The organism is Aeromonas veronii (assembly GCF_040215105.1).
In the GTDB taxonomy this organism is placed as follows: Bacteria; Pseudomonadota; Gammaproteobacteria; order Enterobacterales; family Aeromonadaceae; genus Aeromonas; species Aeromonas veronii_G.
On record NZ_CP157875.1, the window covers coordinates 3,378,164 to 3,395,243 of the forward strand.

Annotated in this window: 16 protein-coding genes; 3 read left to right on the forward strand and 13 right to left on the reverse strand. The window is 59.5% G+C overall.

Features of this window, described 5'->3' with window-relative positions:
* Positions 1-101 precede the first annotated feature (101 nt).
* Both ABNP46_RS15535 and ABNP46_RS15540 read left to right on the forward strand, forming a co-directional pair.
* Positions 102-566, forward strand: a complete 465-nt coding sequence (locus ABNP46_RS15535) for a TRAP transporter small permease (protein ID WP_349922513.1) — start codon at positions 102-104, stop codon at positions 564-566.
* Between the two features lie 2 nt (positions 567-568).
* The gene (locus ABNP46_RS15540) at positions 569-1,876 is read left to right on the forward strand and encodes a TRAP transporter large permease (protein WP_349919013.1); all 1,308 of its coding nucleotides are present in this window, start codon (positions 569-571) and stop codon (positions 1,874-1,876) included.
* Positions 1,877-2,101: 225 nt separating this feature from the next.
* Here the strand turns inward: ABNP46_RS15540 and ABNP46_RS15545 are convergent, their stop codons facing one another.
* The 13 genes from ABNP46_RS15545 to tapM form a co-directional block, all read right to left on the reverse strand.
* Positions 2,102-2,317 (reverse strand): hypothetical protein, encoded by a 216-nt coding sequence (locus ABNP46_RS15545; protein ID WP_349919014.1) that lies wholly within the window; start codon positions 2,315-2,317, stop codon positions 2,102-2,104.
* A 122-nt stretch (positions 2,318-2,439) separates the two neighbouring features.
* Entirely contained in the window at positions 2,440-3,444 is a 1,005-nt protein-coding gene (gene trpS, locus ABNP46_RS15550; RefSeq protein ID WP_349919016.1) for a tryptophan--tRNA ligase, read from the reverse strand.
* A 19-nt stretch (positions 3,445-3,463) separates the two neighbouring features.
* The gene (locus tag ABNP46_RS15555; protein ID WP_349919018.1) at positions 3,464-4,126 is read right to left on the reverse strand and encodes a phosphoglycolate phosphatase; all 663 of its coding nucleotides are present in this window, start codon (positions 4,124-4,126) and stop codon (positions 3,464-3,466) included.
* A complete protein-coding gene (gene rpe, locus ABNP46_RS15560; protein ID WP_349919020.1) occupies positions 4,116-4,787 on the reverse strand; it encodes a ribulose-phosphate 3-epimerase in 672 nt (223 codons plus the stop codon). The genes ABNP46_RS15555 and rpe overlap by 11 nt, the downstream gene beginning before the upstream one ends.
* Before the next feature lie 214 nt (positions 4,788-5,001).
* On the reverse strand, positions 5,002-5,874 hold the full coding sequence (locus ABNP46_RS15565) for a Dam family site-specific DNA-(adenine-N6)-methyltransferase (RefSeq protein ID WP_349919022.1): 873 nt from the start codon (positions 5,872-5,874) through the stop codon (positions 5,002-5,004).
* Positions 5,875-5,944: 70 nt separating this feature from the next.
* A complete protein-coding gene (locus ABNP46_RS15570; RefSeq protein WP_349919024.1) occupies positions 5,945-7,480 on the reverse strand; it encodes an SPOR domain-containing protein in 1,536 nt (511 codons plus the stop codon).
* Entirely contained in the window at positions 7,473-8,552 is a 1,080-nt protein-coding gene (gene aroB, locus ABNP46_RS15575) for a 3-dehydroquinate synthase (protein WP_349919026.1), read from the reverse strand. The genes ABNP46_RS15570 and aroB overlap by 8 nt, the downstream gene beginning before the upstream one ends.
* Before the next feature lie 16 nt (positions 8,553-8,568).
* On the reverse strand, positions 8,569-9,087 hold the full coding sequence (gene aroK / locus ABNP46_RS15580; protein WP_349919028.1) for a shikimate kinase AroK: 519 nt from the start codon (positions 9,085-9,087) through the stop codon (positions 8,569-8,571).
* 191 nt (positions 9,088-9,278) lie between these two features.
* Positions 9,279-11,474, reverse strand: coding sequence for a type IV pilus secretin PilQ (gene pilQ / locus ABNP46_RS15585; RefSeq protein ID WP_349919030.1), 2,196 nt, complete (start codon positions 11,472-11,474; stop codon positions 9,279-9,281).
* Positions 11,475-11,490: 16 nt separating this feature from the next.
* Entirely contained in the window at positions 11,491-12,024 is a 534-nt protein-coding gene (locus tag ABNP46_RS15590; protein WP_434476155.1) for a pilus assembly protein PilP, read from the reverse strand.
* Entirely contained in the window at positions 12,021-12,620 is a 600-nt protein-coding gene (gene tapO, locus ABNP46_RS15595; RefSeq protein ID WP_349919031.1) for a PilO family type IV pilus biogenesis protein TapO, read from the reverse strand. Before tapO ends, ABNP46_RS15590 begins: the two co-directional genes overlap by 4 nt.
* The gene (tapN, locus tag ABNP46_RS15600) at positions 12,617-13,186 is read right to left on the reverse strand and encodes a PilN family type IV pilus biogenesis protein TapN (RefSeq protein WP_349919032.1); all 570 of its coding nucleotides are present in this window, start codon (positions 13,184-13,186) and stop codon (positions 12,617-12,619) included. Before tapN ends, tapO begins: the two co-directional genes overlap by 4 nt.
* Complete coding sequence (gene tapM, locus ABNP46_RS15605) at positions 13,174-14,235, reverse strand: PilM family type IVa pilus assembly protein TapM (protein ID WP_349919034.1); 1,062 nt, start codon at positions 14,233-14,235, stop codon at positions 13,174-13,176. Before tapM ends, tapN begins: the two co-directional genes overlap by 13 nt.
* A 298-nt stretch (positions 14,236-14,533) precedes the next feature.
* Between tapM and ABNP46_RS15610 the strand changes: the two genes are divergently transcribed.
* Entirely contained in the window at positions 14,534-17,023 is a 2,490-nt protein-coding gene (locus ABNP46_RS15610) for a penicillin-binding protein 1A (protein WP_349919036.1), read from the forward strand.
* The last annotated feature ends 57 nt before the right edge of the window (positions 17,024-17,080 follow it).

A 17,080-nucleotide genomic window follows, 5' to 3' on the forward strand; every position in this document is an offset into this window, starting at 1 on the left:
CTTCTATGAAATCCACTCAACAAGCCGCAACCTTCTCAGCCCCACCCGAGCCACCCGTTCAGCACGGCTTCTATGCCGCACTGACCGGGTTCAAACAACGAGTGGATTTGGTTGTTTCCTATCTCTGCATCGCCATCGTGGCCACCATGACCGTGCTGGTGACCTATCAGGTGGCGACCCGGTACCTGTTCAACAGCCCGAGCGCCGTGAGCGAGGTGCTCTCCCGCTACCTCTTCATCTGGCTGGTGCTCATCGGCAGCGCCTATGTCTTCGGCCTGCGCGAACACATGGCGATCACCTTCATGCGCGATCGCATGTCCCACAATGTACGCATTGTGATGGAGATGCTCGGTGAACTGGCGACCACCGCCTTCGCCCTGCTGGTCCTGAGCGTGGGGGGTTACATTGGCATGAGTCGCCAGATGGGACAGCTCGACTCTGCGCTGCAGATCCCCATCGGTGTCATCTATGCCGCCATTCCGCTGTGTGGCGTGCTGACCGTCTTCTATTGCCTGTACAACCAATACGGGTTGGCCAGACAACTCTCCTTCAAGCAAAAGGTATAACCATGGATATTGCGGTTGTTGTCGCGCTGGTGATGTTCATCGGTGCCTTTTTCCTGCTGTTTATCGGCACCCCCATCAGTATCAGCATCGGGCTTTCGTCCTTCCTGGCCATGGCGCTCATCCTGCCCTTCGACGGGGCCATTCTGACCTCGGCCCAGCGGGTTTTCGTCGGACTGGACTCCTTTGCCCTGCTGGCCATCCCTTTCTTCATCCTGGCCGGCAACCTGATGAACAACGGTGGCATCGCCATCCGTCTGATCAACTGCGCCAAGATCATCAGTAACTTCCTGCCAGGCCCCCTGGCCCAGACCAACGTGGTAGCCAACATGCTGTTTGGTTCCATCAGCGGCTCTGGTGTCGCCTCGGCCGCCGCCATCGGCGGCATCATGTCCCCCATCCAGAAGAAGGACAAATACGATCCCGCCTTCAGCGCCGCGGTCAACATCGCCTCGGCCCCGACCGGCATGCTGATCCCGCCGAGCAACTCCCTGATCGTCTATGCCACCGTGGCCGGCAGCGTATCCATCACGGCCCTGTTCATGGGCGGCTACCTTCCCGGCATCCTCTGGGGTCTGGGTGTCATGCTGGTGGCCGGCTTCATCGCCAAGCGCCGTGGTTATGTGGCCGACAAGGGCTCTCTCAAGGGTCAGCACCTCAAGCTGCTGCTCGATGCCATCCCCAGCCTGATGATGATAGTGGTGGTGATAGGCGGCATCCTCGGCGGCATCTTTACCGCCACCGAAGCCTCGGCCATCGCCGTGGTCTACTCCCTGGTGCTCGGCGTCTGCTACCGGAACATCAAGGCCATCGATCTGCCTGCCATCTTCCTGGCCACCGCCAAGATGACCGCCATCGTGATCCTGATGCTGGCCGCCTCCTCCATCATGTCCTGGGTGATGGCCTTCACCAAGATCCCGGCCCTGATCGCCTCGGGTCTGCTCTCCTTCACCGACAGCTTCCTGCTCATCCTGCTGATCATGAACCTGGTGCTGCTGCTGGTGGGCACCTTCATGGATCCCACCCCGGCGGTGCTGATCTTCACTCCCATCTTCCTGCCCATCTGCACCCAGTTCGGCATGGATCCGGTGCAGTTCGGCATCATGATGATCTTCAACCTCTCCCTCGGCACCATCACGCCGCCCGTGGGTCCCATACTGTTCACCGGCTGCAAGATCGGGGAGATAAAGATAGAGGGAGTCATCAAGCCGCTGCTGCCCTTCTTCGCCGTCATCGCCCTGGTCCTGATGCTGGTCACCTATGTACCGGCCATCTCCATGGCCCTGCCGCAAGCCATGGGACTGGTCAACTGATCCCGGCATAGGAAAGCAGCAGTATCGACTTGCCAAAGACAAGTCAGGCATCAGCCCCGGATGATCGGATCATCCGGGGCTTTCTTATGGGGAATGTGCAATAGAAGAGCGGACAGACGAAAACCCCGCCGGGCGACTTGCGCAAGCCTTACGGAGAGTTGATAGAGAAAAGAGATGGAAACAGCAACGCCAACTGGCAGGCGCCGCCACAGCGGCGAAGGGGGATCAGCGATCCAGCAGACGACCTTGCTCCAGCTCACGCTCACGCTGGCACTCGGCCAGATAGATGGCTGCCGCGATGGCGGGCGTCTTGTAATGCTTGTCGATGGCGTTGGAGACCATCAGCTGCAGGGTATTGAGATTCTTGGCCTTGCGAAACTTGCGCAGCCAGTGACCCTTGTCACTCAGTTCTTCAATGACGGAATGTGATTCGACGGACATGCTTTCTCTTGGGGTAAAAACCCGCATTGGCAACGGGAAGGTGAATGCTCGAATACCAGGCTGGTAAAACAAAGAAAGCCAGGCAGATACCCAGCTCTCTTCAACTACACCTTCCCAGTATGTCAGGCTCGAGGAACGAAGCCGACTACATCATAAACGCTGGCCAGTGTTTTTTCAGCCCTTTCCCGCGCTTTTTGTGCACCGGCGGCCAAAACGGCCTGTAGATGAGTCTCATCCTGACGCAGCTCGCGGAAACGCGCCTGGATGGGCTCCAGCAGGGCGACCACGGCATCGGCGGTCTCACCCTTGAGGTGGCCGTACATTTTACCCTCGAAATGCTGCTCGAGTTCTGCAATGGAGCGACCGGTTACCCCGGACATCAGGGTCAGCAAGTTGGAGACCCCCGGCTTGTTCTCCGGATCGAAGCGCACCACGGCCGGCTCGTCGGAGTCGGTCATCGCCCGCTTGATCTTCTTGACGATCTGCTTGGGATCTTCCAGCAGGCCGATGAAGTTGGCCTCGTTGTCATCCGACTTGGACATCTTCTTGGTCGGATCCTGCAGGCTCATCACCCGGGCACCCTCGGTAGGAATGAAGGGCTCAGGCAGGGTGAACACCTCGCCATGCAGGTTGTTGAAACGGGTGCAGATGTCACGGGTCAGCTCCAGATGCTGCTTTTGATCATTGCCGACCGGCACCTGGTTGGCTTGATAGAGCAGAATGTCGGCCGCCATCAGCACCGGATAGCCGAACAGACCAACGTTGACGTTGTTCTCGAAGCGGGCGGACTTGTCCTTGAACTGGGTCATGCGTGACAGCTCGCCCATCTGGGTGTAGCAGTTCAGGATCCAGCCAAGCTCCGCGTGCTGCGGTACATGGGACTGGATAAAGACGGTGCTCTTGGCGGGATCGATCCCCACCGCCAGATAGAGGGCGGCGGCATCGAGGCAAGCCTTGCGCAGGGCGGCCGGATCCTGGCGGGTGGTGATGGCATGCAGATCGACGATGCAGTAGAGGCAATCGAAGTCATCCTGCATGTTGACCCACTGACGCAGGGCGCCCATGTAGTTGCCTATGGTCAGCTGGCCAGAGGGTTGGGCACCGCTCAGTACGATTGGTTTGGTCATGAAGTGTGAGTCCTTGTTGTTAAGCCAGCAGGGCATCGAGTTCGGCAAACTGCTCGCAGACCCAATCCGGATGGGAGTCTGCGATGGGACGGCCATAGTTGTAGCCGTAGGTCAGGCCTGCCACCTTCATGCCGGCGGCCTGGGCGGCCAGCACGTCATTCTCGGAATCCCCCACCATCAGGGTACGGGACGGGTCTATGCCGAGCTCGTGGCAGGCGTGCAGCAGGGGGGCAGGGCTCGGTTTCTTCTCGGGCACGCAGTTGCCGCCGAGCCAGAGCGCGAAGCAATCACCGATGCCGAGGGCATCCAGGATGGGTTGCACGAAGTGGCTCGGCTTATTGGTTACTACGGCCTGCTGGTAGCCGAGGCGCTGCAGGCGGCGCAGACTCTGCTCCACCCCGTCATACATGGTCAGCCCTTCCAGCAGACAGGCACGATAGTGACCGTCGAACAGGGGCCGCGCCTTGGCAAAGAGATCCGGCGCGCCGCAGTAATCCAGTGCACGCTGGATCAGCTTGTCGGCACCATTGCCAACCCAGGTCCGGACCACGGACTCGTCGGCCTCGGCCAGGCCCAGCTCGACGAGCGTGCGGTTGACCGCCAGAGCCAGCTGTGAGGCGCTGTCAATTAGGGTGCCGTCCAGGTCAAACAGCACCAGATCGAAGGGACGTTCAACGGACATGAGCCAACTCCGCACGCATCTGGTCGATCACCGCCTTGTAGTCCGGCTTGCCGAAGATGGCAGAACCGGCCACGAACATGTCGGCACCGGCCTCGGCGATCTCGCGGATGTTGTCCACCTTGACGCCACCGTCGATCTCGAGACGAATGTCACGACCGCTCTCGTCGATCAGGCGACGCACCTGGCGCAGCTTGGCCAGGGTACCGGGGATGAAGCTCTGGCCACCGAAGCCAGGGTTGACCGACATCAGCAGGATCACATCCAGCTTGTCCATCACGTATTCGAGGCAGGAGAGCGGTGTGGCCGGATTCAGCACCAGACCAGCCTGGCAGCCCTGCTCCTTGATGAGTCCCAGGGTGCGATCCACATGGTCGGAGGCTTCCGGGTGGAAGGTGATCAGATTGGCGCCCGCCTTGGCGAAGTCGGGCACGATGCGATCCACCGGCTTGACCATGAGGTGCACGTCGATGAGCGCCTTGATGCCGTAATCACGCAGCGCCTGACAGACCATGGGGCCTATGGTCAGGTTCGGGACATAATGGTTGTCCATCACGTCGAAGTGCACCACGTCGGCCCCGGCGGCCAGCACCTTGGCAACATCCTCACCCAGACGGGCGAAGTCGGCGGAGAGGATAGAGGGAGCAATCAGAAAATCTTTCATCAGCGTCATCCATTGGCAGCTAGGCGGAAAAAACGGCGTGATTTTACCGCAAATGTCAGCCGAAAACGACCCGCAAGCGGAGTAGACCCAGAGGTTCGCTTTATCGCCGTGTTCCGCTGGGAACGGCCTGCCGGTGATCAGGACAAGGGGAAGAAGACCTGGCCAGTATCGCCAGCCTGAAATGACGGCGGCACCCGAAGGTGCCGCCAGCAGACTAGCCGAGCTCGGCCAGTACGGCGTCGCTGGGGTAATAGCCCTGCTCGGGCTCTATGCCCGGTGGGTAGAGCGCCAGCAGCTCGGCCACCTTGTTGCGTCCCCCGCCGTTGCGGCTGATGGTGCGCTTGACCAGGATCTCGTCCAGACGGGCGCCCCGATACAACTCGCGGGTCAGCTCGATATCGTGATTGCTGATGAGCACGGGCACCCGCTTGTGCGCGGCGGTGTGCCGCGCAAGACGCGCCAGCAGCGCCTGATCGTCCAGAGTGAAGCCACCGGCCGAGTAAGTGGTGAAGCTCGCCGTGGTGGAAAGTGGCGCATAGGGTGGATCACAGTAGATGACCCAGTCGGACTGCGCCCTCGCCATAGCGTCGGCATAGCTCTCGCAGATGAAGGTCGCCTTCTGCGCCTTCTCGGCGAAGGCCCACAGCTCTTTCTCCGGGAAATAGGGCTTCTTGTAGGAACCGAAGGGAACGTTGAAGCCCCCTTTCTTGTTGTAACGGCACAGGCCGTTGAAGCCATGGCGATTCAGGAACAGGAACAGCTGGGCCCGCTCAAAACCGGCCTCGGTCTGGTTGAACTGGCTGCGCAGGCGGTAATAGGCAGTCTTGTGGTTGTGCTCGGCCACAAACAGTTTGCGCGCCTCGCTGATGAAGTTGTCCGGCCGCTGCTTGAGATGATTGTAAAGACCGATCAGATCCGGATTGATGTCATTGAGCACATAGGCATCGTAATCGGTGTTGAGAAAGACCGAGCCCGCCCCGACGAAGGGCTCCAGCAACACACGCCCGGCCGGCAACCGCTCGGCAATCTCTTCGACCAGGGAGTATTTTCCCCCGGCCCATTTTAAAAACGCGCGTGTTTTTTTCATGGAAATCCGGTGTTAAGAAGGCAACGCCCAAAAAAGGGGGGAGATTCTACCCCCTTCACGGGCAGCATGGCTATTGCTTCAACTCTTTTTGTATCTGGGCAAATGACTTGGGCCAGGGTTGTCCCTTGAGCAGAGCCGGAGAGAGCTTGCGAATGGCCGTCTTGGCCTGGGCGCTGCTGGCATAGTCACCCTGCACGACCACATACCAGGGGCTGCCGCGGAAGCGGGTCTTGTAGACCCACACCTTGCCCGCCAGGGCATGCTCGGCCACAAAGCTGTCGACCGCCTGGGTATTGCTGGCGCCCATCAACTGAATGCTGTAGTGATTCTTCGGTTTTTTGTTCAGGGTCGAAACAGGCGTCAATGCCACCTTGGGCGCCGCCACGGCAACCGGCACCGCCGCTTTGGGCGCAGCCTGGGCTGTCGGCGCACTCGGCTGGGCATGCTGCGCCGCAGACGGGGTAGCAGGAGCGCTCTTCTGGGTGGCTCCCGCAGAGCTCACGCCAGTCAGCTCGTTCACCACCTCGGTGGGCAGTGCACCGCTGACATTGGGCTGCGTCATCAGCTTCTCGACCACCTCGTCGGAGATGACCACCCGGCGCCCCTCATAGTTGGTCGACTCCGTGGTGACGGTCTCGCTCTCGACCTTCTTGGGCAACGTCTTGGCATCGGATTGCCAGTCTCGTGCCACCTGATCGCCATTCATCGCCGAGCCGCTGGCTTGCGCGCCGCTCGCCGCGTTTGTTTCAAGAGCATCGCTGCCAATCGGTGCCGGCAGGGCTCCCTCTTGCGGCTGCTCCCTGGCCTCTTCCTTGCCCATGCCATCGAACAGGGGCAGATAGCTCAAACCCAGCAGGCCAGCCACAACCAGGGCTAGCACTATCGCAATCTTCTTCACGGGCAACTCGGCCTGACGTTTCTTGGGCCTTCTGTCGGTCATGATATCCTCCAGTGACTGCATGATGGCGGACGGATGTCCGTTTGCGCCATTCAGGATCTCTTCTACCTTGGGCTTGGGCAAGAGGGCAGTCGGGATCTTGAGCTCTTTGGCCTTCTCATACAAGAAGATACGTTGCTCCGGCGGGCTCAGTGGCGCGACTTCCAGCTCGAGCGCGGGCATGGCACGCCCCTTGAGCGCCTCCTTCTGGCTGCGACACCAGACGTCATTGCCACAGACCATGATCGCCAGCTTGTGAGGGCTGGCCAGCGTATCGTTGTGACGGCAGAGAGCCCACAGCTCCCCCACCAGATCCGCAGGCAATTCGTCGGTCCGTTCGATGAGCAGCAGCAGATTCGCGGGCTTGCCATCCAGCATCCGGAAGAAGCTGTCAGCCAGGGCATCCTGCGGATTGAACAGCGGTCTCGCCACCACCTGCTGGAGCAAGAGCTGGCGCACATCCGCCATCTTCATGGCGGCGCTGCCGATCAGGCTCACCACCCGCACCGTATCGGGCAGGTTGTTTAGCAGGCTCTCACACAGAGTGCCGCGACCGCTACCGGGTTTGCCGGAGAGAAAGATGAAAGGATGATTGAATTCAATCAGATGCAGCAGCCGGTCAACCAGCTGCCGCTGGGAGGGAAGTTTTAGCAGTTTGCTGTTAGTCACGACCAGACTCGATTACCACCATCAATTGGGCATCAGTCACATCACCGACGACCTGGGCACGCCCGATCCCGACCGGCAGTACCAGCCGCAGCTTGCCTTGCAGCACCTTCTTGTCGCGGCGCATATGGCGAATGAAGGCATCGAAATCCATCTCGGGAGGAGCCTTCACCGGCAGATCCGCGGCCAGCAGCAGGGCACGGATCCGCGCAACCTCCTGCCCGGTCAGATCGCCGCGAGCCAGGGCCGTATCCGCCGCCAGCATAATGCCGGCCGCAACAGCCTCCCCGTGCAGCCAGTTGCCATAGCCTTTTTCAGCCTCGATGGCATGGCCGAAGGTATGCCCCAGGTTCAACAAGGCGCGCACCCCGTGTTCGGTCTCATCTTCGGCCACCACTTCAGCCTTGATCTCGCAGCAACGGCGAATGGCATAGGAGAGCGCGTCGGTGTCGAGGCTCTGCAGGCGCTCCATATTCGTTTCGAGCCAGGAGAAAAACTCGGCATCCCAGATAATGCCGTACTTGATCACCTCGGCCATGCCAGCGGCAAATTCGCGCGCGGGCAGAGTCTTGAGGCAATCGGTATCGATGATCACATGTTTGGGCTGGTAGAAGGCGCCCACCATGTTCTTGCCGAGGGGATGATTGACGGCGGTCTTGCCGCCAACGGAAGAGTCAACCTGGGAGAGCAGCGTGGTAGGCACTTGAATGAACGGAATGCCACGTTGATAGCTTGCCGCAGCGAAGCCGACAACGTCACCTATCACGCCGCCCCCCAGGGCGATGAGGGTAGTGTCACGACCATGGTTGGTCTCAAGCAGAGCAGACATGATCTGCTCGAAGGTCGCCAGAGTTTTGTAGGCCTCGCCATCCGGCAGGATCAGGTGTTCAACCTGAAAACCGGAAAGCAACTGAATGACCTGCTCAAGATACAAGGGGGCGACCACGGTGTTGGTCACTATCATGACCCGCTTGCCCTTGATCGTCTCAGCCAACACCTCGGGGCGTTGCAACAGACCCGCAGCTATCTCAATCGGGTAGCTGCGCTCACCCAGTTCGACCTTCAACCTTTCCATGGACGTCCTCTATCGATTACATGCCGATCAACTTGACGATTTGATTGGCAACAACTTTTGCACTTTGCTCATCGGTGTGGATGACAAAGTCGGCGACTTCTTCATACAGGGCGTTGCGCTCCAGAGCCAGACGCTCCAGTACTTCACGGGGCGGCTCCTCGGTTTGCAACAGGGGACGACGCTTGTCTCTCTGGGTTCGCGCCAGCTGCTTCTCAATGGTGGTTTCGAGGTAGACAACGATGCCACGGGCGGAAAGCTTGTTGCGAGTCTCGCGGCTCTTGATGGCACCGCCACCCGTTGCCAGCACGATGCCCTGCTGCTCGGCGAGTTCGCCGATCACTTTCTCTTCGCGGATCCGGAAACCCTCTTCGCCTTCAACATCGAACACCCAGCCGATATCGGCACCACTGCGGCGCTCAATCTCATGATCCGAGTCGAAAAACTCCATGTGCAGTTGTTCTGCCAGATGTCTACCTATGGTGCTCTTGCCCGCACCCATGGGACCTATCAGGAAAATATTGCGTTTCTCAGCCATGTCTTTTCGTTAGTAATTACAAACTGTATGGCCCCGGTAAACTCTCGACCGGGGTACCTATGAACCTTATCTTGCGATGGATCAGGAGGGGGATTATCTCAATAGAAATCGGGACTGGCAACCGCAGCCCTTACGCCCCAGCCTCATTGGGGCGTAAGGTTATATGTGTTTTACCCTCACATGTAAAGCATTCAGAGGGCGTCGGTCACGATCCGCGGGGTGACGAAGATCAGCAATTCCCGCTTCTTGTTCTCGCTGGTGGTTTTCTTGAACAGATAGCCAAGGCCCGGGATATCCCCGAGCAGGGGCACCTTGCTGACATCGCTCTTGATGGTCTGCTGATAAATGCCACCGAGCACCAGGGTCTCGCCGTTGTTCACCAGCACCTGGGTGGTAATGGACTGGGCGTTGATGGAGACCGCATCCCCGGTACCGGTCGGCACCGTCTCCCCCTTGGTATCCTGAGTCACGGTCAAGTCCAGGATCACCCGGTTGTCCGGAGTGATCTGGGGGGTGACCTTGAGGCTCAGTACCGCCTTCTTGAAGGTGACCGAAGTCGCCCCGCTGGAAGAGGACTCCACATAGGGAATTTCGGTACCCTGCTCAATCAACGCCGGCTTCTGGTTCGCCGTCGTCACCCGGGGGCTCGCGATGATTTCGGCCTTGCTTTCCTTCTCCAGCGCCGACAGTTCCAGATCCAGCAGGGTGCCATTGGCGAGACGGGCCACCTGGAAGGCGAGGGTCCCTGCTGCATTGGTCACTGGCAGGTTGACGTTGAGTCTGTCCTCGACGTTGGGACGAGTAATGGCTGAGGATCCATCATTGTTGCCCGAACCATCATTGCCTTCTATGGTCCCCGAGGTTCCGTTGCCGTGCCCATCCGTCTTGGTCACCCCCCAGCGCACCCCTAGCGCTTCGTCGAAGCCATCGTCAATGGTCACCATGCGAGCCTCAATCACCACCTGCTTGACCGGGATGTCGAGGATATCCAGCATCCGTTTGACGCTACTGATGACATCCGCCGTGTCCTTGACCACCAGCACGTTGGTACGCTCATCCACGCTCACTGCCCCCCTGGGGGAGAGCAGCTTGGTACTCTCCGAGGAGAGCAATGCCGCCACCTCCGCCGCCTTGGCATAGTTGATCTGCATGTACTCGGTATAAAGCGGCGCCAGGTCCGCCACCTGGTTGCGACTCTCCATCTGCTGCTTCTCACGAGCGGCAATCTCTTCTGCCGGCGCCACCAGCAAGATGTTGTTGTCCAGGCGTTTATCCAGCCCCCTGACTTTGAGGATGATGTCCAGTGCCTGCTCCCAGGGCACGCCATCGAGGCGCAGGGTGATATTGCCGGCGACGGAGTCCGTGGTGACCAGGTTCAGATTGTTGAAGTCGGCGATGATCTGCAGCACGGTCCGCACAGGAATATCCTGGAAGTTCAAGGAGATTGGCTTGCCCTGATACTGCTTGGCCGCCGTGGTGGTGACGCGCTTCTTCACCTCTATGATGAACATCTTGTCGGCCTGATCGTAGCGATAGTCGAATTGGCCGTTGACTGACAGTTCAAACAGGGTGTCATTGCCTTGGCGGAAAACTTCCACCTGAGAAACCGGGGTCGCGAAGTCCTGCACGTTGATGAGGTTGAGCTGATCATCCGGGATCCGTGTGCCATGGAACTTGGCCAATACCTTCTGACCGCGGCTGCTGACATCCACCGCCGCCGAACTGTTGTCCAGGGTCACCAGAAACTCCCCCTGCCCCTCCTTGCCACGCCTGAAGTCCGCCCCTTTGACCGAGTTGAAATAGGCCCCACTGCTGGCCTGCTGGGTAGGCAACACAGGTTTGTAGGCCGCGGCAGGAGTGGGAGCCGATACTGGCTGGGGGACGGGCATGGATTGATTTTGAGCAACCCGCTGGGTATCGATCAGCGCTGACTGAGTGACTGGCTGACTCCTGACCAGCGCCGACTGGGTGACTGCAGGCGCCGCTGCCGTCGTTTGGCCCACCTTTTCCCCCAATGACACCAGCAACTTGTTGCCCTGTTGATGCACCTGATAAGGGGTCAGCTGGTCGAGGGCTATCTTGATGTCTAGCCCCTCCCCCTTGCCTTCCACCTTGAGATTGTCCACCCCCTGTTGCTTGATGGGCAGCGGATTGGCCGTTAGCGCACCAACGGCTCCGGGCACATGGAGCAGCAACTGATTGGGTTCATAGGACAATCTGTCGCTAAAGCCACTCACCGGCTCACTGAAGCTCAGCTCCAGCAACAGCTGGTCTGCCAACAAGGGGTTCACCTTGACCTCTTGCAGCGTCGGCACTGCCCATGCTTGATGGCAGGCCCCAAACCACAGCAGCGCCACGCCGGTCATCCTGCTTATTGTTGTTCTCATCTCTGCTCATCCCTGATCATAGTTTTGCGTCGAGATTGGCCATGGCCAACTGGGTTTCTCTGGTGACCCAGCATCCTTTGCCATCCGGTACCGTCTCCATCAAGTCAACATGGGTGTTCGTTATCTTGATGACTCTTCCCTGATCCAGCCCCATATGTTGATTCAATCCAACCCGTACAGCCTGTCCATCGGGCGTATTGATCAAGGCCCATAGCTGTCCCTGCTTGCCGATGGAACCCTTCATGCTCAGACTGGCCAGTGAATAGCGCTCCAGTACTTCTTTCTCACGGTTGGCCACTATCTGGGCACAATCCGGCTTGACCTTGGCATCCACTCTGGAGCTGTTCTCCGGCTGAGGCTCGATGAAGGGGCTGCGCTGATCGTTGCGTTGATAGGCCATGGGGGAGAATGGCTTGATCTCCGGTAGAGGTTCGATGGGAACGGGGGGCCTCGCCTTGGTCTGCTGCACATATTCATCCATGTCTTCCTGCCCCCCACAGGCAGTGAGCAGCAAAGCGGATAACAGGAGGCAGAACGCGTTCAGCTTCATGGTTTCTGCTCCACTGTCTTGCCGTTGTACTTGTAGGTCTTGGCCAGCATCGACATGCCGATCATGTCGCTCCTATCCTTGCCCTGGTTCAGGGTGAAAGACTCCAGGATCACGATCCGCGGCAAGGCCGCCATGTCAGCCGCAAACTTGCCAAGCTCGTGATAGGTCCCGACCACCTCGATGCGCATAGGCAGCTCGGTGGAAAACTCGCGCTGGACCTCGGGTTCCCAGTTGATGCGATTGAGCTTGAGGCCGTTGTCCGTCGCAATGAAGCTGATGTCATCGAGCAACCCCGCGACCTCATGGGTATTAGGCAACTGTTTGAGCTGGTTATCGACCAGATGCTCCAGCTGCACCATCTGTTGCTTGTATGCCCCCAGATTGGCCGCCAGCATAGCCTTGGTCTCAAACTGCCCTTTCAACTCCACCTCTTTGGCGGCCTCCTGTCGCAGTGCCGTCAGGGAACTCGCGATCACGTAGTAATAGATGCCCCCTCCCAGCAAGGCACAGCAGATAGCGATGAAGATCCCCTTGGCCACCTTGGGCCAACGGGCAATGTCATTGAGATCGAGTTCGTTGAGCTGCTGCAGGTTCATGGCTGCCCCTTAGCCTTATTCAGGCTTGTGCTGGCAATCTGGAACATCATGGAGAACTGACTCAATGCAATGGGGGCCACCTCGGCGGTAAAGATGGTGCTGATCTGGGATTCTCCCAACCAGTCAGAGCCGTCTATGCGCCGCATCATGCTGGCTACCCGGCCATAGGCTTCGGCCTTGCCATTGACGTCGATGCGATCGTTCTGCAGTGCAAGGGTATTGAGATACACCCCGTTGGGCACCAGCACGGGTAGCTGGTTGAACAGGCGAACCGGGATGTTGCGCCTCATCTGCAGTTTCTCGATGAGTTCCATTCGGTCGATCAGCTCCTTGCGCCGCTCCTTGAGCAGACGGATCTCGCCGAGCTGGGCATCGAGCAGTGTCATCTCCTGCACTAACCGCTGGTTGCGCTGCTGCTGATGGGAGATCTGCTGGACCACCAACCAATCGATCATGAAAGCCAGCGACGCTGTCGCCGCCAGAAACACCCCCAGCAAGACACCAAACTGCTTCTTCTGGCGTTGTGCCCTGGCGACACGCCAAGGCAGCAAGTTTATATTTGACATGGTGTGAAGCTCCGCAGCGCCAATCCCAGGGCAGCCATGTATTTGGCCCCATGAACGAGCCCCCCCTCTCCCTTGGGTTTGCCAAAGAGCGCAAAGGGATCAGGGTGAGACACCTCACAGCCCAGTTCGCTGCCGATCTGTTTGACAAGGCCGGGCAGCAAGCTCCCCCCCCCTGTCAGCACCAACCGGGAAAGCTCCTTGTTGCCCGATGAGCTGCAAAACAGCTGTACATTGCGCCTCACCTGCAGCGCCAGGGTATTGAGGTGAGGCTGCAGTACCTCGCTCTCATGGTCGGCAGGCAAAGTGCCCTGTGTCTTGGCAAGTTCGGCCTCGTCCAGACTCATGCTGTAAAAAGAGGCCAGCGCCTGGCTGTATTGGTCACCACCGAAGTTTTGCAGGCGGGAGTAAATCACTTGCCCCTTGATTAAGGCGGCAAAGGTCATGGCACTGGCTCCGATGTCGACGATCCCGACCGGCTTTTCCCATGTCTGCAGCTCCGGTAAACAGGCCAGCACGGCACGGCCGAGGGCATGGGCGCCGACATCGACCACCTTGGTATTCATGCCGGCTTCTGCCAAGGCACTGACCCGGCCGCTGACACTTTCGGTGCGGGCTGCGCTCAGCAGCACCTCCTGGCGGCTCTCATCGGCCGTCATTCCCAGGATCTCGAAATCCAGGCTGACTTCATCCAAGGGGAAGGGGATGAGCTGCTCGGCCTCCAGCTGCACCTGGCTCTCCAGTTCGTTGTCGTTGATCCGCGCATCGACCTGAATGACCTTGGTGATGACATTGGAGCCGGTGACTGCGGTAGCCACCTGCTGACAATCGCCCTGAATGAGCCGCTTGAGGGACTTGAGGGACTGACTGACCCGTTCAATATCCTGCAGTTGATAATCGACCAGGGTGCCCTTGGGCATGGCAATCTCGGCGACCGATTCGAGATGCACCTTGCCGGGACGCCCGCTGAGAGTGACGGCCTTGATGGTTTGACTACCAAAATCAATGCCCGCCAAGGAGAGGAGGGATCCTTTGCTTAATAGCCCAAACATATACACATCCATGCGTTATTGGGTTTTAGGACTTATTGTAGGACAGCTCATCACGAGGTGATGACTCAACTCAATATAATGCTAGATCTATCAACGTCATAAAGTTTCTGTCAAAAAATGACGCGTGAACCCTCTCCTCCACTTCTCCCCCTCGCCTTGGTAATTGCGCCATGAAGTGCTACCCTCGCGCCTCTTCTCGGGGTCCGGCTCTTCGGACAGGAAAACCTCGAATCTGCAGGGCTAAAAAGGCTATACTCTGCGCCCGTTGGCTAATTTTAAGACGATTGGTAGTTCTTCCATGCTGAAATGGCTCGTTCGCCTCTTTATTGTGATGATGCTGGGTGCTGTGCTGGGTGTTGCCAGCCTCATCGGCGTCTACTTCTACATCAAGCCCCAGTTGCCGGATGTGAGCGCACTGCGCGATGTCAAACTGGCTACGCCCATGAAGGTCTACAGCCGGGACGGTGAGTTGATCTCCCAATTTGGCGAGATCCGTCGCATCCCGCTGCGTCTGGACGAGATCCCCCAGTCCATGATCGACGCCGTGCTCGCCACCGAGGATGCCCGCTTCTACGAGCACCCAGGCATTGATCCCATCGGCATCATCCGGGCGGCCACCGTCTGGGCCGTTTCGGGTCAGGCCCGTCAAGGCGCCAGTACCATCACCCAGCAGGTGGCGCGCAACTTCTTCCTGAGCAACGAGAAGACCTTGGTGCGCAAGATCAAAGAAGTCTTCCTGGCTTGGCGCATCGAACAGAACCTCACCAAGGACGAGATCCTCACTCTCTATCTCAACAAGATCCCCCTCGGCTACCGGGCATTCGGGGTCGGCGCCGCCGCCCAGGTTTACTTCGGCAAGGATGTGAAGGATCTGACCCTGGACGAGATCGCCATCATCGCGGGCCTGCCCAAGGCGCCCTCCATGCTCAACCCCATCCGCTCCCCCGAACGTGCCTACGCCCGTCGCAACGTGGTGCTCGGCCGCATGCTGGAGACCGGCAAGATCACCCAGGCCCAGTTTGACGAGGCGTCCAAGATGCCGGTCAAGGCCCGCTATCACGGCGCCGAAACGACGCTCAATGCCCCTTACCTGAGCGAGATGGTGCGCCAGAAGATGGTGGAGCAGTTCGGTGAAGATGCCTACACCATGGGCCTGCACGTCTACACAACCGTCACCGCCAAGCGTCAGCGTGCCGCCCATCGCGCCCTGCTGGACGGCGTCTTCGACTACGACACCCGCCACGGCTATCGCGGCCCGACCGCCCTGCTGTGGAAGGCCGGCGAACCGGCCTGGGACTACGAGCAGATTGTGGCTCATCTCGTCAAGCAGCCGACCTACCAGCCGCTGATGCCGGCCGTGGTCACCAAGCTCGGTGACAAGAGCGCGACTCTGGTGCTCAAGAATGGCAAGCAGGCCGAACTCGGCTGGAATGGCATCAAATGGGCACGGGCCTTCATCACCGATGACCGTCAGGGCTTCTCCCCGAAATCGGCGCGGGATGTACTCAAGGTCGGTGCCCAGATCTGGGTGCGAGAGAAGGGTGAGGAGCTGCAGCTCTCCCAAGTCCCCGAGGTCAACGCCGCTCTGGTAGCCATGAATCCGCAGGATGGGGGCATCGAGGCCCTGGTCGGTGGCTTCAGCTTCGAGATATCCAAGTTCAACCGGGTGGAGCAGGCCCGTCGCCAGGTCGGCTCCAACATCAAGCCCTTCCTCTATGCCACCGCGCTGGAGCAGGGCTACACCCTGGCCTCTCTCATCAACGACGCCCCTATCAACCAGTGGGATCCGGCCAAGGGCCCCATGTGGCAGCCCAAGAACTCCCCGGCCATCTATGAAGGCCCCACCACCCTGCGTCTCGGCCTCGCCAAGTCCAAGAACGTGATGTCGGTGCGGCTGATGCGCGCCATTGGTCTCGATACCTATATCGACGGCCTGACCCGCTTCGGCTTCGCCCGGGATCACATCTCCGCCAACGAATCCCTGGCGCTCGGCGCTGCCGAGTTCACGCCGCTGGAAGTGGTGCGCGGCTACTCCGTGCTGGCCAACGGCGGCTTCCAGGTCAGTCCCTACTTCATCACCGAGGTGACCGACAGCTTCGGCCAGCCCCTGTATCAGGCCAATCCGGCCGCCGCCTGCCGCGACTGTGGCGTGCTGGCCGCCGCCGGCCTCGACAGTGCCGATGCCTACCTCAATACCGAGCCGGACTGGAAGGCCCAGTGCCCGATCGACCCCGTGGTGCCCAACAACATGGCGCCCCAGACCATCAGTGCCCAGAGTGCCTTCCTCATCACCGATACCCTGACCACCGCCATCTGGGGTGGCAACGGTTGGCGCGGTACCGGCTGGCGGGCGGCTCGTGACCTCAAGCGTCACGACATCTCGGGCAAGACCGGGACCACCAACGAATCACGGGATGCCTGGTTCTCCGGCTATACCCCCAACCTGGTGGCTACCTCCTGGATCGGATTTGACAACCACCAGCGTGGCCTCGGTCGTGCCGAGTTCGGTGGTGGTGCCGCCCAGCCCATCTGGATCGACTTCATGAAGACGGCCCTGCAGCAGGTGCCTGAGCGCAAGATGTCCGTGCCGGAAGGGGTGATGCAGGTACGCATCGATCGCGAGACCGGTCTGCTGACCAACCGCACCGATGGCAGCACCATGACCGAGTTCTTCAAGGAGGGGACTGAACCGACCCGCTACGCGAGCCAGATCTCCGATGGCAACCAGGTCTACGGCGGCGATGACACGGGCAGCGATGGCCCCGTCTCCACCGACGACATCTTCTAGGTTCGCAGACATGCAAAAACCGGCGCCTTGGCGCCGGTTTTTTTATTTCCCCATCAG